This window comes from Pseudomonas sp. McL0111 (assembly GCF_052567255.1).
On the sequence record NZ_CP199585.1, the window covers coordinates 1,217,220 to 1,235,734 of the forward strand.

Annotated in this window: 17 protein-coding genes; 9 read left to right on the top strand and 8 right to left on the bottom strand. The window is 57.8% G+C overall.

Translation table 11 applies throughout. From position 1 onward, the window contains the following. Positions 1 to 8 precede the first annotated feature (8 nt). Positions 9 to 575, bottom strand: a complete 567-nt coding sequence (nudE, locus tag ACTWLJ_RS05530; RefSeq protein WP_401218031.1) for an ADP compounds hydrolase NudE — start codon at positions 573 to 575, stop codon at positions 9 to 11. A gap of 88 nt (positions 576 to 663) precedes the next feature. Here nudE and yrfG point away from each other — a divergent pair, with 88 nt between their 5' ends. Beyond that, a complete protein-coding gene (yrfG, locus tag ACTWLJ_RS05535) occupies positions 664 to 1,326 on the top strand; it encodes a GMP/IMP nucleotidase (RefSeq protein WP_445180147.1) in 663 nt (220 codons plus the stop codon). 93 nt (positions 1,327 to 1,419) lie between these two features. Here the strand turns inward: yrfG and lysM are convergent, their stop codons facing one another. Then, positions 1,420 to 1,860, bottom strand: a complete 441-nt coding sequence (gene lysM / locus ACTWLJ_RS05540) for a peptidoglycan-binding protein LysM (protein WP_445181319.1) — start codon at positions 1,858 to 1,860, stop codon at positions 1,420 to 1,422. Between the two features lie 139 nt (positions 1,861 to 1,999). On the opposite strand from lysM, the gene ACTWLJ_RS05545 reads away from it, so the two are divergent. The 4 genes from ACTWLJ_RS05545 (at position 2,000) to ACTWLJ_RS05560 (ending at position 6,976) form a co-directional block, all read left to right on the top strand. Beyond that, positions 2,000 to 2,866 carry a LysR family transcriptional regulator gene (locus tag ACTWLJ_RS05545; protein WP_445180148.1) on the top strand — a complete coding sequence of 289 codons (867 nt, stop codon included), beginning with the start codon at positions 2,000 to 2,002 and terminating at the stop codon, positions 2,864 to 2,866. Positions 2,867 to 2,979: 113 nt separating this feature from the next. Further along, on the top strand, positions 2,980 to 3,819 hold the full coding sequence (fdhD, locus tag ACTWLJ_RS05550) for a formate dehydrogenase accessory sulfurtransferase FdhD (protein ID WP_445180149.1): 840 nt from the start codon (positions 2,980 to 2,982) through the stop codon (positions 3,817 to 3,819). Beyond that, entirely contained in the window at positions 3,816 to 6,164 is a 2,349-nt protein-coding gene (locus ACTWLJ_RS05555; protein ID WP_445180150.1) for an FdhF/YdeP family oxidoreductase, read from the top strand. Before fdhD ends, ACTWLJ_RS05555 begins: the two co-directional genes overlap by 4 nt. Positions 6,165 to 6,493: 329 nt before the next feature. Then, complete coding sequence (locus ACTWLJ_RS05560) at positions 6,494 to 6,976, top strand: glycine zipper domain-containing protein (RefSeq protein WP_401218017.1); 483 nt, start codon at positions 6,494 to 6,496, stop codon at positions 6,974 to 6,976. A gap of 68 nt (positions 6,977 to 7,044) precedes the next feature. Here ACTWLJ_RS05560 and ACTWLJ_RS05565 read toward each other — a convergent pair whose 3' ends face one another. The 4 genes from ACTWLJ_RS05565 to ACTWLJ_RS05580 all read right to left on the bottom strand — a co-directional run bounded on the left by ACTWLJ_RS05565 (position 7,045) and on the right by ACTWLJ_RS05580 (position 11,502). Further along, a complete protein-coding gene (locus tag ACTWLJ_RS05565; protein WP_401218015.1) occupies positions 7,045 to 7,464 on the bottom strand; it encodes an acyl-CoA thioesterase in 420 nt (139 codons plus the stop codon). 103 nt (positions 7,465 to 7,567) lie between these two features. Beyond that, a complete protein-coding gene (locus ACTWLJ_RS05570) occupies positions 7,568 to 8,794 on the bottom strand; it encodes a 3-hydroxyacyl-CoA dehydrogenase NAD-binding domain-containing protein (RefSeq protein WP_445180151.1) in 1,227 nt (408 codons plus the stop codon). A gap of 69 nt (positions 8,795 to 8,863) precedes the next feature. Beyond that, entirely contained in the window at positions 8,864 to 10,816 is a 1,953-nt protein-coding gene (locus ACTWLJ_RS05575) for a RecQ family ATP-dependent DNA helicase (protein ID WP_445180152.1), read from the bottom strand. Between the two features lie 182 nt (positions 10,817 to 10,998). Continuing rightward, positions 10,999 to 11,502 (bottom strand): polysaccharide deacetylase, encoded by a 504-nt coding sequence (locus ACTWLJ_RS05580; protein ID WP_445180153.1) that lies wholly within the window; start codon positions 11,500 to 11,502, stop codon positions 10,999 to 11,001. Between the two features lie 290 nt (positions 11,503 to 11,792). On the opposite strand from ACTWLJ_RS05580, the gene ACTWLJ_RS05585 reads away from it, so the two are divergent. From ACTWLJ_RS05585 to ACTWLJ_RS05600, 4 genes are all read left to right on the top strand, one after another. Then, the gene (locus ACTWLJ_RS05585) at positions 11,793 to 12,080 is read left to right on the top strand and encodes a hypothetical protein (protein WP_445180154.1); all 288 of its coding nucleotides are present in this window, start codon (positions 11,793 to 11,795) and stop codon (positions 12,078 to 12,080) included. A gap of 90 nt (positions 12,081 to 12,170) precedes the next feature. After that, on the top strand, positions 12,171 to 13,298 hold the full coding sequence (locus ACTWLJ_RS05590; RefSeq protein WP_445180155.1) for a hypothetical protein: 1,128 nt from the start codon (positions 12,171 to 12,173) through the stop codon (positions 13,296 to 13,298). A 707-nt stretch (positions 13,299 to 14,005) separates the two neighbouring features. Continuing rightward, positions 14,006 to 14,494 carry a helix-turn-helix domain-containing protein gene (locus tag ACTWLJ_RS05595; protein ID WP_445180156.1) on the top strand — a complete coding sequence of 163 codons (489 nt, stop codon included), beginning with the start codon at positions 14,006 to 14,008 and terminating at the stop codon, positions 14,492 to 14,494. Then, a complete protein-coding gene (locus ACTWLJ_RS05600; RefSeq protein WP_401217998.1) occupies positions 14,491 to 15,756 on the top strand; it encodes a type II toxin-antitoxin system HipA family toxin in 1,266 nt (421 codons plus the stop codon). Before ACTWLJ_RS05595 ends, ACTWLJ_RS05600 begins: the two co-directional genes overlap by 4 nt. A gap of 55 nt (positions 15,757 to 15,811) precedes the next feature. On the opposite strand, the gene ACTWLJ_RS05605 is transcribed toward ACTWLJ_RS05600, so the two are convergent. Both ACTWLJ_RS05605 and hslO read right to left on the bottom strand, forming a co-directional pair. Next, positions 15,812 to 17,353 (bottom strand): phosphoenolpyruvate carboxykinase, encoded by a 1,542-nt coding sequence (locus tag ACTWLJ_RS05605; protein ID WP_445180157.1) that lies wholly within the window; start codon positions 17,351 to 17,353, stop codon positions 15,812 to 15,814. A 181-nt stretch (positions 17,354 to 17,534) separates the two neighbouring features. Next, positions 17,535 to 18,437 carry an Hsp33 family molecular chaperone HslO gene (gene hslO, locus ACTWLJ_RS05610; RefSeq protein ID WP_401221463.1) on the bottom strand — a complete coding sequence of 301 codons (903 nt, stop codon included), beginning with the start codon at positions 18,435 to 18,437 and terminating at the stop codon, positions 17,535 to 17,537. Positions 18,438 to 18,515: the final 78 nt, after the last annotated feature.

Here is an 18,515-nt window from a genome sequence, read left to right on the forward strand (position 1 = left end):
TATCTCACTCATGGCTGAAAGAATCCGCGCTGGGTCAGCAAGTCGCGGGTCAGGTACAACGCCGCGAGGGCGCGCCCTTCACTGAAACTCGGGTTTTGCGCCAGGGCTGACAGTTCGCGCAGGTTGACCTTGTCGACGCGCATTGGCTCGGGCTCGTCGCCCTCCAGTTGCTCCTCATACAGATCAGTGGCCAGCACCACCTGAATCTTCTGGCTCATGTAACCGGGCGACAGCGACAGCTCGGTCAGATGCTCCAGTTGCCGGGCGCCATAACCTGCCTCTTCCTTAAGCTCGCGCTCGGCGGCTGCCAGCACATCTTCGCCCGGCTCGATCAGGCCCTTGGGCAAGGAAAGTTCGTACTCGTCGGTACCGCCGCAGTATTCCTCGATCAGTACCGCGTGCTCGGCATCCAGCATCGCCACGATCATCACCGCGCCGTAGCCAGCGCCTCTGCCGACCAGACGCTCGTACGTGCGCTCCACGCCGTTGGAAAAGCGCAGCTTCAATTCTTCGACGCAGAAAATCCGGCTGGTGGCGACGATCTCGCGGGCAAGTACAGTAGGTTTCTGGCGCATGCAAAGCTCCTTGGCGTGAACGCGCTACTATAACGCGGCTTTCCCGATTATTTACGTCGGATATCTTTCTACCGCTCGAGACGTTGCCATGCCTTCTCTACCGTGGTCTGACATTGATACCGTTCTGCTGGACATGGACGGCACGCTGCTGGATCTGCACTTCGACAACCATTTCTGGATGGAACACCTGCCGCAGCGTTACGCCGAACTGCACGGGGTTAGCCGGGCGATGGCCGAAATGGAATTGCAGCCGCTGTTCGAGCGCCACGCCGGGCAATTGCAGTGGTATTGCCTGGATTTCTGGAGTGCCGAGTTGAAGCTGTCGGTGCGCGACTTGAAGCTGGAAACTGCGCACATGATCGCCCTGCGCCCGGACGCCGATACGTTTCTGGCGGCGATCAAACGAGCCGGCAAACGCGTGGTGATGATCACCAACGCGCATCGCGACTCGCTGTCACTGAAGCTGGAACGGATTGAACTGGCGCCGTATTTCGAGCGTTTGATCAGTTCTCACGATTACGGGTATCCAAAGGAAAACCCGCAGTTCTGGGATGCCTTGCAGGCGGACATCGATTTTGACCCGGCGCGCAGTCTGTTCATCGACGACACGTTGCCGATCCTGCGCAGTGCACGGAGTTTCGGCGTGGCGCATTTGCTGGCGGTGAAAGAGCCGGACAGCCGCAAAGGCCCGAAAGACACCGCTGAGTTTGCGGCGGTCGAGGATTATCGGGACTTGATTGCCGGGCTCTGAAACCGGGTTGCCCCAATCGCCAGCAGGCTGGCTCCCACACTGGATCGCATTTCCATGTGGGAGCCAGCCTGCTGGCGATAGCAGTTCGCAGGTTTACTCAGGGATACGCAGAGTCTGCCCTGGATAAATTTTGTTCACATCCTTGAGCATCGGTTTGTTGGCATCAAAAATCTTCTGATACTTGTTGGCGTCTTTATACACTCGCAGGGAAATCGCGCTCAGCGTGTCGCCCTTCTGGACCACGACAAACTGCGCCGCAGCCAGCACCGGCCCAGTCACAGTGATCTGGTCATCGACGCTCCCAACCCCGGCGATGTTACCCGCGGCCAGCACAATTTTTTCTTTCTCTTCCTGACTCGCCACTTCCCCCGTCAGCGTGACTTTGTCGCCGTCCACCGTCGCCTGCACATTTGGATTGCCCAGGCCGACCTTGCTGATATGGTCCTTCAACTGCTCGCTGGCATTGGCGTTGCCAGGGGTCAGCAGATCGATCAGTTTTTCACCGGCTTCTTTCACAAAGCTAAAAAGGCTCATCGTGTTCTCTCCATGGAATAAAAGGGTCAGACGTCCAAGCCTAGACCACGCCAGAGAAACCCGGTTCCAAGCCGACCAATGACCCACCCCGGCCCAAGCGTTAGAATCATCCTCCCCACCCACATCCCCCGGAGCGAAGATGGACATCAAGCAGCTGAAATTCCTCATCGCCCTCGACGAAACCCGCCACTTCGGCCAGGCCGCCGCGCGTTGTCACATTACCCAACCGACCTTGTCGATGCGCCTGCGCAATCTCGAAGAAGAACTCGATTTGCCATTGGTAAATCGCGGTCAGCGCTTCGAAGGGTTCACCGCGCCGGGCGAGCGTGTGTTGGCGTGGGCGCGCACGGTGCTGGCGGCTTACGACGGTTTACAGGCGGAAGCGGCGGCGTGTCGCGGTAATCTGATCGGTACCCTGCGTCTGGGCGTGGTGCCGTTGTCGAGTTTCGATCCGCTGCCGCTGATGCAACGCCTCCATGCCGCCCACCCTAACCTGCGCTTCGAACTGTCGGCGCTGAGTTCGGAACAGATCCTCGAACAACTGGCGAATAACCGTATCGACCTCGGTGTGTCCTACCTCGAACGTCTGGATAACGAGCGATTCGACTCTCTGGCCCTTAGCGAAACCCGCATGGGCCTGCTCTACGACCAGCGCTCCTTCACCTTCGGCGAGGCACCGTTGAGCTGGGAATCGCTGATCGAACTGCCGCTGGGCATGCTGACCAGCGGCATGCATTTTCGTCAGTCCATCGACCACAACTTCCACAGCCGTGGCCTGACCCCGCAACCGTTGCTGCAAACCGACGCCGTGCATCAATTGTTACAAGCTGTGCACGGCGGTTTTTGCTGCGCGATCATGCCGCTCGAAGGCGGCCTGGAAAAGCTCACCGATCACTTGCGCCTGCAACCGATTGAAAACGCCAGAACTCTTGCGCCGCTGGGCCTGATCATGCGCCGTGGCGCCCCACGTTCAGCGCTGGCCGAAGCCTGTTTTGCGCTGTATTAACAATCACCAACGGCAGCCTGATCGACGGCATCTATCAATAGATCGACACTAGCGATTAGACGCGACATGTTGCCGCGCCTAGTCTTAACGGTGATCAATCCGTCGGTGATGCCATGAACGCCAAGCGCCCAGCCTGCGCGGCGCCTGCAATCGAAACGCCCGCGCCCGCCGCTAGCCAGACCTACAGTTACAGTGATCTGCAACGCAATGAATCGGCAAGCACCGCGCTGGCCGAGGAAGTCGCGTTGGCGATTGCCTACAACGGCATCAGCCAGGCCGTGATGCTGGTCACGCCAACCGATCTGGAAGACTTCATCGTCGGCTTCAGTCTCGGCAGCGGCATCATCGAAGACGCTACCGACATCTATGACCTGCAACTGACCGGCGCCGGTTCAGCGCAGTACGCGCAAGTGACCATCGCCAACCGCGCCTTCTGGAACCTCAAGCAACAGCGTCGGCAAATGGCCGGCACCAGCGGTTGCGGGCTGTGCGGCGTCGAAGCGGTGGAACAGGCACTGCCCGATCTCAAGGTGTTGCCGGGGGCGCCGTTGCCACCGATTGAATGGCTCGACGGCCTGCGCCAGCGCATCGGTGCGTTCCAGCCACTCGGCCAGCATTGCGGCGCGGTGCACGCGGCGGTGTTCATGAACGCCAGCGGCGAATTGCTGCTGGGCCGCGAAGACATCGGCCGGCACAACGCCCTCGACAAGCTGATTGGCGGCCTGATCCGCCAGAAGATTTCCACAACCGGCGGCCTGGCGATTGTCACCAGCCGTTGCAGTCTCGAATTGATCCAGAAAGTTTTGCGCGCCGGCATCCAGACTCTGGTCAGCCTGTCCGCGCCTACGGGCCTTGCCGTGCAATGGGCCCGTCGCCACAACCTCAATCTCATCCACCTGCCGCAGAAGAATGCGCCGCGGGTCTACAGCCCTGCGATGGAGAACCAAGCGTGAGCCAACATCATCAAGCCGACCAGAAACCCGTCCCGCGCTACAAGCCTTACAAAGGTGCTGCCGGCGGCTGGGGTGCGCTGATCAGCGTGGCACAGGCCTGGTTGACCAGCGACAACGCGCTGAAAAACCTGCGCATGATGCTCAAGACCAACCAGAACGGCGGCTTCGACTGCCCGGGTTGCGCTTGGGGCGACTCGCCGGAAAGCGGCATGGTCAAGTTCTGCGAGAACGGCGCCAAAGCGGTGAACTGGGAAGCGACCAAGCGCCGGGTGGATGCCAAGTTCTTTGCCAAACACAGCGTTACCTGGCTGCTGGAGCAGAGCGACTACTGGCTCGAATATCAGGGTCGCCTGACCGAGCCAATGGTCTACGACGCCGAGACCGACCGTTACAAAGCTATCGCCTGGGATGACGCCTTCGCGCTGATCGGCAAGCACCTGCAAGCGCTGCCTAGCCCTGATCTGGCCGAGTTCTACACCTCGGGTCGCGCCAGCAACGAAGCGGCGTACCTGTATCAATTGTTCGTGCGCGCCTACGGCACCAACAACTTCCCCGACTGCTCGAACATGTGCCACGAGGCCAGCGGTGTGGCATTGGCGCAGAGTGTCGGCGTCGGCAAAGGCACCGTGACCTTCGATGACTTCGAACACGCCGATGCGATTTTCGTCTGGGGCCAGAACCCCGGCACCAACCACCCACGGATGCTCGAACCGCTGCGCGAAGCCGTCAAACGCGGCGCACAAGTGGTGTGCATCAACCCGCTGAAAGAGCGTGGTCTGGAACGCTTCCAGCATCCGCAACACCCGATCGAAATGCTCACCAACGGCGACAAACCGACCAACACCGCGTATTTCCGCCCGGCACTGGGCGGCGACATGGCGCTACTGCGCGGCATGGCCAAATTCCTGTTGCAGTGGGAACGCGATGCGCAGAAGGCCGGTGCGCCAGCAGTGTTTGACCATGACTTCCTCAACGAACACAGCGCCAATGTGCTGGAATACCTCGGCGCCGTTGACGATACGCCGTGGGAGCAGATCGTTGAGCAGTCGGGCCTGACGCTGGTGGAAATCGAACAAGCGGCACGCATGTACGCCAAAGGCAAGAACGTGATCATGTGCTGGGCGATGGGCATCACTCAGCATCGTCATTCGGTGCCGACCATCCAGGAAATCGCCAACCTGATGCTGCTGCGCGGCAACATCGGCAAGCCCGGCGCAGGTCTGTGCCCGGTGCGTGGCCACAGTAACGTGCAGGGCGACCGCACCATGGGCATCAACGAGCGTCCGCCAGTCGCGTTCCTTGATTCGCTGGAGCGTCGCTTCCAGTTCAAGGTGCCGCGTCACAACGGGCACAACGTGGTCGAGGCGATTCATGCGATGGCCGAGGGCCGTGCCAAGGTATTCATCGGGCTGGGCGGCAACTTTGCTCAAGCTACGCCGGATAGCCCGCGCACCTTCGCGGCGCTGAGCAATTGCGACCTGACCGTGCAGATCAGTACCAAGCTCAATCGTAGCCACCTGGCGCATGGCAAGAACGCGTTGATCCTGCCATGCCTGGGTCGCACCGACATCGATATCCAGACCGAAGGCCCGCAAGCGGTAACCGTCGAAGACTCGTTCAGCATGGTCCACGCCTCCAACGGCCAGTTGCAGCCGTTGTCGAACCAGATGCGTTCGGAGCCGGCCATCGTCGCCGGCATTGCTGCCGCTACTCTCGGCAGCAAACCGGTGGACTGGAACTGGCTGGCGGCCGATTACGCACGCATCCGCGACCTGATTGCCGACACCATTCCCGGCTTCAAGGACTTCAACGAGAAGCTCAAAAATCCGGGCGGTTTCTATCTCGGTAACAGCGCTGGCGCGCGCAAGTGGAACACCCCATCGGGTCGCGCCAATTTCCGCGCAAACCTGCTGCCCAAGGATCTGGTGCACGAACGCACCCGCGCCACCGGGCAACTGCCGGATCTGATCATGCAATCGATGCGCTCCCACGATCAGTACAACACCACGATTTATGGCCTCGACGACCGTTATCGCGGGGTGAAAGGCCAGCGCGATGTACTGTTTGCCAACGAGGCCGACATCATTCGCCTGGGCTTCCGGCCAGGGCAGAAAGCCGACATCGTGTCGCTGTGGGACGATGGGCGTGAGCGTCGGGTGAAAGGCTTCACTCTGTTGGCGTTTGATATTCCGGCAGGTCAGGCAGCGGCTTACTACCCAGAGGTCAATCCACTGGTGCCGCTGGAGAGCACTGGCGACGGAAGCCATACGCCGACGTCGAAGTTCATTGCGATTCGCCTGGAAGCAGCGAGTGAGACCGGACTGATTATGGCCAAGTCTGCTTGATGTGTTGCCAAGGCTGACCCCTTCGCGAGCAAGCTCGCTCCCACATTGGAATACATTTCAAATGTGGGAGCGAGCTTGCTCGCGAAGGCGGTAGTCGATTCAGCAGATTTGTTTGTAACCGGTACTTTTCAAACGCCCACAAAAAAGGCCGCTTTTGCATAAAAGCGGCCTGTCCGAAGTAGCTAAAGACCAGCGAAAATCGCTTAAGTTCCGCATATAAAACAGTAACTTGCGAAATTGTATACAAGTCGTGTTATTCGTCGGATTTCGATTGTCACGGTTGTTACACAGCCTCAGGATCGGCGCCGTCATCCCTTTGAGGCTCCTCTATGAAGTTCTCCTCGATTCTCTTGTTGTCCCTTGGCCTGGTCAGTGGCTTCGCTTCTGCCGGAGGCACCACCGAAGCAGGTGTGGGCGGCGCATTGGGCGGGGTTCTTGGCTCGGTCGTCGGTCAATCGTTAGGCGGCAACACAGGTTCCACCATCGGCGCAGCCCTGGGCGGCGCGGGTGGTAGCGCAGTTGGCGCCAACAAACACAGCCGTGGCGAAGCGGCCATTGGCGGTGCGTTGGGCGCAGCGGGTGGTAACGTGGTTGGCCGCAGCATGGGCGGCACCACCGGCAGCCTGATCGGCTCCGCAGCAGGTGGCGGCGCCGGTGGCGCGCTCGGTAACTACATGGGCAACAAGAGCAATGACGATGACCGTCATTACGATCGTGGCCGTGACCGTGATCGTCGCTACTATCGCGACGACCACCGTGGTCGTGGGCATGCCTATGGCCACCGCAAGCATCACCGCTACTACCGCGACTGAGGCTTCGCCTCCTCGGCCGGTACAGAACAATCGCAGCTCCCCCGGGCTGCGATTTTTTTTGCCTGAGGCTAAACCACCAATCGCTCCAGTGCCTGGCGTAACCCGGAAGGAATCGCTACAGGCTGATTCGATGCCCGATCGACAAACACATGAACGAAACGACCAGCCGCGCAGGCCTCGCTTTCGCCGACCTTGAACACCGCCAGTTCGTATTGCACCGAACTATTGCCCAGTTTGCCGACCCGCAGACCGATCTCGATCAGATCAGGGAAAGCAATCGACGCAAAATAATCACACGCCGAACTGACCACAAAACCCACCACTTCACCGTCATGGATATCCAGCCCACCAACCTGAATCAGATAGGTGTTAACGGCGGTATCGAAGAAGCTGTAGTAGGTAACGTTATTGACGTGACCATAGGCGTCGTTGTCATGCCAGCGCGTGGTGATTGGCTGGAAGTGCGGGTAGTCGGTGCGTTGATTCATTCGAAACTCTCATCTGATCGCCCTCACGCTGACCGTGAGAACGACCACTATACCTGTGGGAGCGGGCTTGCCCGCGAAGGCGCCCGCACAGACACCGCATCACTCAACGGTCAGCAAACCCTTTCCCCTGAGCCGCAAGTTCGCCAATCAATCGCGCAGGCTTCCACTGATCGCCCTGCCGCGTTTCCAGCGCCAGCAACCGCTGATGAATATCCGCCAGCCCCTGCTGATCTGCCCAGGCCATCGGCCCGCCTTTGTCCGCCGGGAAGCCATAGCCATTCAGGTACACCAGATCAATATCGTGCGCCGACCCGGCAATGCCTTCCTGAAGGATCTTCGCTCCTTCGTTAACCAGTGCCAGCAGGCTGCGTTCCAGAATCTCCTCCGGCCCGATCTCACGACGCTGGAAGCCCAGCGCTTCACTGACTTCCAGCACCAGTGCATCGACCTCAGGGTCATGTTCGGCCTGACGACTGCCCGCCTCGTAATGGTAGTAACCATTGCCGGACTTCTGGCCGAAGCGGCCCATTTCACACAAGCGGTTATCCACTTGAACTTCGGGCGCATTCTGCCCTTTACCGGCCAGTTCACGGGCGCGCCATTCCAGATCGATGCCGACCACGTCGTACATGCGGAATGGCCCCATGGCGAAACCAAAGCCCTGCAATGCCGCATCGACCTGGTGTGGATAAGCGCCTTCCAGCAACATCTTGCGTGCCTCAAGGGCATACGGATGCAGCATTCGATTGCCAATAAAACCATGGCAGTTGCCCGAAACCACACTGACCTTGCCCATGCGTTTGCCGAGCGCCAGCGCCGCTTCCAGCGCTGCCGGAGAGGTTTGTGCACCACGAACGATTTCCAGCAGTTTCATGATGTGCGCCGGGCTGAAGAAATGCAGGCCCAGCACTTGCGCCGGACGCCGTGTCGCGGCGGCAATCGCATCGATATCCAGTGCCGAAGTATTGCTCGCGAGCAACGCTTCAGGCTTGAGCAATCCATCCAGCTCGCGGAAGATTTTCTGCTTGAGTTCAAGATTTTCGTACACCGCTTCGATCACCAGATCGACATCACGGATCGCGGCGTAATCCGCCGCCGCCGTCACCCGGGCGATACGCGCATCCGCCTCGGCCTGATCGATGCGGCCCTGACGCACGTTATGCGCATAGGTATCGGCCACCGTGGCCAAGGCCTGCTCAAGCATCTGCGGATTGTTATCGACCCACCGCACCGCAACGCCGGCATTCGCCAGACACATGACAATGCCACGGCCCATGGTGCCCGCACCGATCACGGCGGCCTGCTGAATATCGAAAGACGTCTGGCTCATATTGTTCTCTTGTGGGTGATCCAAAGACTGGTCTCACCATAGTCAGCCATCGACGGAAATTGAAGTTTATTACCGTGATGATCGACATTCAGCGGATGGATGCAGCTCCGCCCACGCCCGCACTTCAGCGTAGGGATACTCCTCCAGCGCCGCATACCCGGAAATCGTCCGTGCCTTGAGCTTGGTGAACAGTGGCACGCTGATCCCGCAGAGAAACCGCGTCAGCCGCTCCGCCGAGGGCTTGCTGCCGGTGTGTTGCTCATGCCTGTGGATAAAATCCTCGCACAGCACATCGAAACTCTTATCCACAAGCGGTGGCAGTTCCGGTGGCGCCGGCAACCGGGCGATGTCCCCGTGACACACCGAACAATGCCCGCAACGTTCCGGCGCATTGTGATCGCCGAAATACTCGGCCAGTCGATAACCCAGGCAATGTTCAGTGGCGAACAGCTCCAGCATCGCGTGAATCCGCGTGATTTCAGTTTGTTCATGGCGGGTGAAATACGCGTGTAATTCTGCACTCAAGACATCACTGTCGAAGTCGCTGTGCAACAGGCTGTAGACCTCGGTCATCTGCTTGCTTTCCAGTTCGACCCAGCCCTTCTCCTGAAAGTAATCCAGCGCCTTCACCACTCGATTGCGCTCGGCTGAATACTGCTCGTACATCGCATCGAAATTCACCGTGGCCCAAGTGCGCGCACGGCTAGAAGTCTGGATGATCGCCGCAACGAAATCCCGGCGCTCACCTTCGAAACGCTCAAGCAGCGCTTCCGGTTCCAGCAAATATTTGAAGCGGTATTCTGCATAGTAGGCGTAGCGCGGTGCGATCAGCTCACGCAACTCCAACTGCACCAGCAAAGTCTTCAGCGGCAAGGCGCGAATGTTGCTCTGATCCGCCAATGGTCCGAGCAGAAATTCCCACTGACCTTCCGGGGCCGATGCCTTCAGTTCGTCGAGCACATAACGAATGCCATCACGCTCCGGGGTGTCGCCGTAGACGAAGTTTTCCAGCACGTTGAGGCTGTCGCGGTTGGCCAGCACCAGACAATCCGATGGCTGCCCGTCCCGCCCGGCGCGACCGATTTCCTGACTGTAGTTTTCGATGGATTTGGGCAGGTCGAAATGCACCACGTTGCGGATGTCGCTCTTGTCGATGCCCATGCCGAACGCGATGGTGGCGACGATACAATTGGACTGTCCGCCCATGAAGCGTTTCTGGATCGCTTCACGCTGGTCATGAGGTAAACCGGCGTGATACGCCTCGGCCTGAATGCCGTTTCGCTCAAGATGTTCAGCGATGTGCTCAGCGGTTTTCTGCAAGGTCACATAAACGATGCTCGGCTGGCCGGGACGCGCGGCCATCCACTCCACCAGACGCCGGCGCTTGTCCTGGCCACGCACCGGTTCCACCAGCAGATTGAGGTTGGGCCGATAGAAACCGGTGGTCACCACATCCTCGGCGGCGATAGCGAATTTGGTCTGCATATCGGCAATGACTTTCGGCGTCGCCGTGGCCGTCAGCAGCAGGGTTTGCGGGATATTGAACTGACGCTGGTAGTCCGGCAGCTTGAGATAGTCGGGGCGGAAATTGTGGCCCCATTCCGATATGCAGTGCGCCTCGTCCACCACCAGCAACGAGATCGGCACCTGCTGCAAGAAATTACGGAAGCGCTCGTTCTTCAAGCGCTCCACGGAAATCATCAGGATCTTCAATTCACCCGAACGGGCGCGCGCCATCACATCGTTGGCGTCATCGCGACTCTGCGCCGAATCGATACTGCCGGCACTGATGCCGTGGCGTTGTAAAAAGCCGAGTTGATCCTGCATCAGCGCCAGCAACGGCGAAACCACCAGGGTCAGATGCGGCAGCATCAACGCCGATAATTGATAGCAAAGAGACTTGCCTGAGCCGGTGGGAAAGATCGCAGCCGCCGAGCGTCCGGCCAGCACCGCGCTGATCGCGGCTTCCTGCCCGGGTCGAAACTGTGGATAACCAAAAACCTGTTCCAGGGTGTTGTGCATTCGCTGTCACTCCGTTGACCGCTGTCATGCCAACAGCCTAGCGGGCGATCACAGCGAGTCGAGAAAAGGCCGGGGGCAATTCGATACGGAATGATACAGCGAATGGCGCGATCAACACGCCACCCTGTGGGAGTGAGCTTGCTCGCGAAGAGGCCCTTCAGAACGACACAAACTTAAACATCTCAGGGATGCAAAACCGCCACACGCAGTTGCTCATCCAGCATCTGCTCATGCACACCCTGGCTCTTGCTCGCCCACAGCGCATGGGCCGGGCTGATGTCGCCAGTAAATGCCGCAGCCAGTTGCCGCAATTCGGCGACACTGCGCACACGCGGACAAAACGGCTGATCGTCGCAGTCCTGACTGGCGTTGCGATAGGTACTCAGCAAACGATCCCACAGACCGTCGCGTACTTGCCTGATCGATTTGAGTTGTACGTGCGGCACACCGAGCCGCTGTTCAAGCTCCTTCTCATCCAGTGCCTCGCAGGCGAGCAGCGCTTTGGCGAACATCAGCACTTCGCCACGCGAAGCCGTGTCCACACTGGCCTGACTGGTGAGGGCATCGGGCCAGCCGGTACGTTCCAGATTGGCAAACATCAGTGCGTTGGCCGCATCCGACGCCAACGCCAAACGACAGCCGCTGGCCCACAGCAACAAAATCGAGGCCATTCGTAGCCATTGCATACCTAATTCCCTTTAAGCGTGTGTCGGACGTATGGAAACGCCCTACGGATTCTGGCGCGCACCATACAGAGATTTACTGCGAATCGCCTGACAAACCCGTGGGAAATTTTACCTCTAAGGGTTTTGCCCTGAAAAAGCCACGAAACCTCGTAGGGCAAATGCCCTAACCACGGAAAAACCCCTACAAACTCTGTCCATCGCGGCTGTCTTGTCGCTGCGTGTAACGCACTTCTATAGTGGCCGGCGCAGCTGGAAATACCGGAGCGAATTCGTACAGGACACATCCACCCATGAACACGTACAACCCATTGATCCACCGTTACCGCCCATTAAAAACCAACTACAGCGATAACCCGGTACTGGTCGTCGATACCCAGGCTCGTCACTCTGATCTGCTCGATGCCGCTCACCAACGTATTTGCGCGGCCAGCGACTTGTTGGAAACTCTTTACTGTTTGTGTTTCAAGCAAGCCGACGTAAAGGATATCCCCAATATCATCAATGCCCTTTATTTACTGACACAAGATGGCTGCGAACTACTGGAAGTTGCAAAACAACAACTCACACATCGAACCTGAGGCACAGAAAACAAATCCAGCAACAATCAACTGCTTTATTATAAAGACCATCGACATTAGTTTGCTCCTACTTCAATAGAGAGCAACAACATGACTACATTAACTATATTCTTTTGTGGCACCGGTTCTACCAAGTTCGATACAACTAATGAAAACTTCTGGAATGGTGAACTGGTTTCCACCCTCGCCTCGCACCATTCCGGTCGCGAGTTCGCGGAATGGATCGTGGTCGACGGCCCCGGCACCAGCAACCTGCAAGCCGACGAACTGTTCACCAAGTCCGCTGACTACGGCCTAAGTGGCACGCTGTTCGGCAAGGGCTGGGAGGAAAACGTACTGCACGCGGTCAACATCATCAAAGGCAAGTGCGACTGGCAGCGCGAGCAATTGTCCGAAACCGAATACAACCGCCTTAAAGCGGCCGGCATTCCCATTGAAGATGTAAAAGCCGAAGGGTCGTGGTTCTGGCGTAAATATAACTACGGTGATCGCAGCGTAACCAATCAAAAATTACAGGAAAAGATCATCGAACTTTTTCGCAAAGATGGAATTATTCCAACTCAAGTAAACCTGGTAGGTTGGAGTCGCGGCGGTATCAGCTGCCACATGCTGGCCAACGCAATGTTCAAGGACAACGCACTGAAAAACATTCCGGTCAATATCTTTGCGATTGACCCTGTACCGGGTATCGGCAACTTTCAGGAGCAACGAGTCAAACTTAACGCCAACGTCAAAGAGTATGTAGGCTTCTACGCCCGGGATGAACGCTCCAAAGGTTTCAGCTGCGTGATCCCGCAAACCGCCACAGGCACTCGAACCCACATCTTCCCCATCCCCGGTCGCCACGCCACCCTGGTGGGCAACGCTTCCGCCGATGGTGTTGCAGGTGCAAAAGTACTCGCCGAGCCGGGGCGTTTCGTTCGCCACTTTGCCGAGATTTGCCTCAAGCGCTGGGGCACTCCACTGACCAATCCACTGAATCTGACCGACGCCGACCTCAAAGTCTGTGGCGACGCGATGGTCAAGGACGCAGCGAAATACAAGGCGATGGAAAAGAATTCCTATACCTGGTTCACCGAACTGGATCAGGGCGAACGCTATGTTTCGCTGGGCAGCAAAGGCGTGAGTTTTTCGTCGGTGAAGGGCGGGATTTATGCGCCGGATACCGGGTTGGCGACCAGCGTGCTGGATCTTGCTGCGTATCGGCATATTCGTTGAGGTGGAGCCGGGTGAACCGGACGAAAAATCCGACAGTCGTTGCCTATCGAATCTTCGGCCCGTTCCTACAAGCCCAGCCACCTTATCTTCTATCGCTGCTCGTTAGCTCGAACCTATAGTCGTGACTGTCGCTGCCAAATCAGCGACTCGGGTTTGGTCACCTGAAATTGAGAGAGAAACTGCGCATGCCCTTGTATGCTTGCCGCCTTCTATATGTGCGGCACGCTTTATGGCGGCTGTGTTTGGGACGCTTCGGCGTACCTAGGGTTTATCTCTCTCCTTGGTTGACCAACCCGAACAAAGTCCGCCTCCCATCGTTTGATCATGGTGGTGGTGGCTTTTGAAACGCCTATAGAGAGAGAAGAACAATGAAATCATGGAACTCGCTCACCACCGATCGATACCGCCCACTCGAATCCAGCCTCACCGACACGGACGCTGAGTCTTCGGATCGCTCTCACGGCTTACCTGAGAGCGATTAAGAAAAAGGTGATCAAACACAGGACTGACCATGAGCAAATTTTTTGATGAGCTGATAGAAAGCGTGCCGCACTTAAGTAGCAGTATTCTGGCTGTATATATAAAAAACAGCTGGAATAATGGCAGTTAACCAGAAACACTGTCGCTCATCTTCCACAAACGGCAACCTTCAACTTAAGTGCTATTATTCTGGCAGTTAAGGCTAAAAAATGAAGGAATACTGCCACATGGCCAAGAAAACAGCGCCACTTTTGCCTTCCTCCACTCGACTGCTGTCCGAATTTGGCGAACGGCTGAAGCTGGCTCGTCTACGCCGCAAGTTGACGGCCAAGCAGGTCGCTGAACGAGCAGGAATGTCGCTGACCACCTTGCGCAATCTCGAGTCGGGTGAATCCGGAGTAACCATCGGTGCTTATTTGTCGGTCATGCAGGTGCTGGGGCTGGAAAAGGATCTGAACCAGCTTGCCGCGACCGACGAAACGGGTCGCCAAATACAGGATGCTCAATTAGTGCCCGCATCAAGATCCCCGACCAAAAAGCCGCAACGAGTAAGCGGCGTCAGCGCGGTAAAAAAAGCTGCATCTGATCAAACGGGGACTCCAAGCGTCATCGATGCCGCTACCACCACAAAACTTCCGGCTGATTTCCCATTCAACACACACTCCCTTTCCGAACTTTTGAAGAAGAAAAAGCCAGGCACCGCAGGTGAGAAATGACGCTGATCGCTGTTTATGCTGACTGGGAATCGTTGAACGGCGCCAGACGTCTTGGATTTCTGCACGCAAGAAAAACACGTAACACCAACGTGTTTGAATTTGAGTATGACCCGAAGGCGCTAGCCGATCCGGAGTTGAATTTCACAACACTAGACCCACGAATCGGGCTTTTTCAAGGCCGCCAGTTCCCCGGTCAGCATCAGAGTCGTTTTGGCATCTTTGCAGACTCAAGCCCTGATCGGTGGGGTCAACTGCTGATGAAACGCCGACTGGAAAGGGATATTCGGGACGGTTTGGTTCCCAAGGACAGCAAGTTGTTCGAATCCGATTATCTTCTCGGCGTACATGACCAGTTCCGCGTCGGCGCCATACGTTACAAACTCAATGACGAGGGTAACTTTCTCGACGACCGCGACGGTATTGCCGCCCCGCCCTTTGTCGAGCTGCGAGCCTTGGAGCAGGCAAGCAGAGCTCTCGAAAACGATCCGGATAACACGGCAGCCGATGGCCGCGAATGGCTAAGAATGCTCATCGCACCCGGCGGCTCGCTAGGTGGTGCCAGACCCAAGGCCAGCGTCGTCGACGAGCACGGCCAACTTTGGATCGCCAAGTTCCCCAGCACGCGAGACGATTACGATGTCGGCGGATGGGAAATGGTGGTGAATGCTTTGGCGGACAACTGCGGATTACGCGTAGCAAGCGGCTTGGCCCGACGCTACGCGAGCGATCACCATTGCTTCCTGGTCAAACGCTTCGACCGAACCGAACGCGGCGGCCGACACCACTTTGCCTCAGCCATGACCATGACCGACCGCGTGGACGGTGATGACGCCTCTACAGGTGCCAGCTACCTGGAATTGGCAGAAGTCATCATGGAGCATGGTTCGCAACCCAATGCCGATCTTCGTGAGTTATGGTCGAGAATCGTCTTCAACATCATGGTTTCCAACACCGACGACCACCTTCGTAACCATGGTTTCATTCTCGACCCTGGTCGAGGCTGGCGACTGTCTGCGGCCTATGACATGAATCCGGTGGCGCACTCTGATGGGTTGAAGCTGAATATCACCGATGCGGACAACGCGCTGGATCTGGAGTTGGCTAGGGAAGTGGCGGAGTATTTTCGGATTGGCCGAAGCGATGTGGAGGCAATCATTGACCACTTCAGACTTACGATTGGTAACTGGCAGGAGGTAGCGGGTGCTTTGGGACTATCGAGGCGTGAGCAGGACAACATGGCTGCCGCATTTCGTGCCGTTTAATGCCCACAAAAAAGCCGCCTCAAGAGGCGGCTTTTTCATTCGCTGAAAACCGATCTTACAACTTCGGCCCAGCAGCCTTGATCGCGTCGCTCACTTCGAACTTCTTGAAGTTCTCGATGAACAGACCGGCCAGTGCTTTCGCGGCTTCGTCGTAAGCAGCCTTGTCAGCCCAGGTGTTGCGTGGGTTGAGCAGGTTGGTTTCAACACCCGAGACGGCCAGTGGCACGTCGAGGTTGATGGTGTCGAGGTGTTCGGTTTCGGCACCGATCAATGCACCGCTCTGGATCGCAGCGATCACGGCGCGGGTGGTCGGGATGTTGAAGCGTTTGCCGACGCCGTAGCCACCGCCGGTCCAGCCGGTGTTGACCAGGTAGACCTTGGAGCCGAAGCCGCGGATGCGCTTGATCAGCAGCTCTGCGTATTCGCCAGCCGGACGCGGGAAGAACGGTGCGCCGAAGCAGGTGGAGAAAGTCGACTTGATGCCGCTACCCGAACCCATTTCAGTCGAACCCACCAGAGCGGTGTAGCCGGACAGGAAGTGGTAGGCCGCTTGTTCTTCGTTGAGGATCGACACTGGTGGCAGCACGCCGGTCAGGTCGCAGGTCAGGAAGATCACAGCGTTTGGCTCGCCGCCCAAGTTCTTCTCGGAACGCTTGGCAACGTGCTCCAGCGGGTAGGCTGCGCGGCTGTTCTGGGTCAGGCTGACATCGGCGTAGTCGGCGTGCTTGGCATCGTCGATGACGACGTTTTCCAGAACTGCGCCGTGCTTGATGGCTTTCCAGATGACCGGCTCGTTCTTCTCGGACAAGTCGATGCATTTGGCGTAGCAGCCGCCTTCGATGTTGAAGACAACGCCTTCGCCCCAGCCGTGTTCGTCGTCACCGATCAGGTAACGGCTTTCGTCGGCCGACAGGGTGGTTTTACCGGTGCCCGACAGACCGAAGAACAGGGTCACGTCGCCTTCTTCGCCGATGTTGGCAGCGCAGTGCATTGGTAGCACGTCAGCGGCCGGCAGCAGGAAGTTCTGCACCGAGAACATGGCTTTCTTCATTTCACCGGCGTAACGCATGCCGGCGATCAGCACTTTCTTCTGGGCGAAGTTGAGGATCACGCAGCCATCGGAGTTAGTGCCGTCACGCTCAGGCACGCATTCGAAGTTGGCAACGTTGAGCACTTGCCACTCGTCACGACCGGCCGGGTTGTACTGAGCCGGGTTGATGAACAGGCAACGACCGAACAGGTTCTGCCAGGCAGTCTGAGTGGTCATTTTCACGGCGAGGTAGTGATCTTCCGCCGCGCCTACATGCACATGGGAAACAAAGTGCTCTTGCGCGTTGTTGAACGCTTCGACGCGAGCCCACAAGGCATCGAACTTGTCGGCCGGGAACTTGCGGTTGATCGGGCCCCAGGCGATGGCAGCCTGGGTGGAAGGCTCTTCAACGATGAAACGGTCGACTGGCGAACGGCCGGTGCGATGACCGGTGCGAACTACCAGAGCGCCGGTATCGGCAAGCTCGCCTTCACCGCGGTTCAAGGCTTCTTTAACCAGATCATCAACACTCAGATCGGTGTACACGGCGTTATTGGCTTGCGTCATGAGGTTCCCCGTCGGCCAGTGGCCGAGTGTGCTCCAAACGTTTTGTAGTAGAAAGTCGTGCACTACTACCGCGAAAAAAGTGGGCCGGATTATGCCAGAAAAGCCCAAAAAGAGTAGGGCCCTCCCGTCGTAACGGCGTAATTCCGTCGTTGAGCAGTGAATTTACCTACGCTGAACCGTTTTAGTGCCGGGTATCTGACGGCGTCTCGACGCCCGCTCCAGAGAACAATTGAGCGACATCGGCAGCATCGAACAGGTAGCGCTGGTTGCAGAACTGGCAATCGATCTCGATGTTGCCACCGTTTTCGACCACCAGCGCCTGCGCATCTTCCAGACCCAGACTGACCAGCGCATTGCCCGAGCGTTCCCGCGAGCAGCTGCAACGGAAGCGCAGATTCTGCACGTCGAACAGACGCACCTGCTCTTCATGGTAGAGGCGATGCAGCACGGTTTCGTTGTCCAGGCTCAACAGTTCATCGGCGGACAAGGTGCTGGCCAGCGCGGTGATGTGCTGCCAGCTGGCGGCGCGTTCTTCTTCATCTTTCAGGCGATCGGCCGGCAGTTGTTGCAGCAGCAGACCACGAGCGCGACGGCCGTCGGCGTAGAGCTTGAAGCGCGTGCCGACCTGTTGCGACATGACGAAGTAATTGGTGAAGCAGTCGGACAGGGTTTCGCCGTCGAGATCGACGATGCCCTGATAACGCTGGCCAATTGTCGGGTCGATGGTCAGGGCCAGAACGCCGTTGGGCATCAGGTCGGCCAGGGTCGCATCGGGGGCGATCTGATCGGCTTCGTATCGGGCCAGGCCGCGAATATCGCGATCACTGGAGCACTCGATCATCAGCATCGGGATCGGGCCTTCGGAACGCGCCTGCAAAATCAGCAAGCCATCGAACTTCAAGGTGCCGACCAGCAACGAGGCGGCAGCCATCAGTTCACCCAGCAATTGCGCAACCGGTTCCGGGTACGGGTGCTTGGCGAGGACCTCGGCGTAGCTGCGCTCCAGCGCCACCAGTTCGCCGCGAGTGTCGCTGTCATCGAAGATGAAGCGTTGGGAAAAGTCGGTATCTGGAAGGTCGGTCATAGGTTTTAGGTATCTGAATGTGATGACAAAATGGTTACAAAAGATGAAAATCCGGCGCTTCTTGGCACCGTTTTGGTG

Excerpts from the sequence above, each read along its gene's own strand:
- ACTWLJ_RS05565 (WP_401218015.1), bottom strand. The coding sequence starts at position 7,464 with ATGAATCAACGCACCGACTACCCGCACTTCCAGCCAATCACCACGCGC.
- nudE (WP_401218031.1), bottom strand. The coding sequence starts at position 575 with ATGCGCCAGAAACCTACTGTACTTGCCCGCGAGATCGTCGCCACCAGC.
- ACTWLJ_RS05595 (WP_445180156.1), top strand. The coding sequence starts at position 14,006 with ATGGCCAAGAAAACAGCGCCACTTTTGCCTTCCTCCACTCGACTGCTG.
- ACTWLJ_RS05600 (WP_401217998.1), top strand. The coding sequence starts at position 14,491 with ATGACGCTGATCGCTGTTTATGCTGACTGGGAATCGTTGAACGGCGCC.
- ACTWLJ_RS05575 (WP_445180152.1), bottom strand. The coding sequence starts at position 10,816 with ATGCACAACACCCTGGAACAGGTTTTTGGTTATCCACAGTTTCGACCC.
- ACTWLJ_RS05560 (WP_401218017.1), top strand. The coding sequence starts at position 6,494 with ATGAAGTTCTCCTCGATTCTCTTGTTGTCCCTTGGCCTGGTCAGTGGC.
- ACTWLJ_RS05570 (WP_445180151.1), bottom strand. The coding sequence starts at position 8,794 with ATGAGCCAGACGTCTTTCGATATTCAGCAGGCCGCCGTGATCGGTGCG.
- hslO (WP_401221463.1), bottom strand. The coding sequence starts at position 18,437 with ATGACCGACCTTCCAGATACCGACTTTTCCCAACGCTTCATCTTCGAT.
- lysM (WP_445181319.1), bottom strand. The coding sequence starts at position 1,860 with ATGAGCCTTTTTAGCTTTGTGAAAGAAGCCGGTGAAAAACTGATCGAT.
- ACTWLJ_RS05605 (WP_445180157.1), bottom strand. The coding sequence starts at position 17,353 with ATGACGCAAGCCAATAACGCCGTGTACACCGATCTGAGTGTTGATGAT.
- ACTWLJ_RS05545 (WP_445180148.1), top strand. The coding sequence starts at position 2,000 with ATGGACATCAAGCAGCTGAAATTCCTCATCGCCCTCGACGAAACCCGC.
- yrfG (WP_445180147.1), top strand. The coding sequence starts at position 664 with ATGCCTTCTCTACCGTGGTCTGACATTGATACCGTTCTGCTGGACATG.
- fdhD (WP_445180149.1), top strand. The coding sequence starts at position 2,980 with ATGAACGCCAAGCGCCCAGCCTGCGCGGCGCCTGCAATCGAAACGCCC.
- ACTWLJ_RS05580 (WP_445180153.1), bottom strand. The coding sequence starts at position 11,502 with ATGCAATGGCTACGAATGGCCTCGATTTTGTTGCTGTGGGCCAGCGGC.
- ACTWLJ_RS05585 (WP_445180154.1), top strand. The coding sequence starts at position 11,793 with ATGAACACGTACAACCCATTGATCCACCGTTACCGCCCATTAAAAACC.
- ACTWLJ_RS05590 (WP_445180155.1), top strand. The coding sequence starts at position 12,171 with ATGACTACATTAACTATATTCTTTTGTGGCACCGGTTCTACCAAGTTC.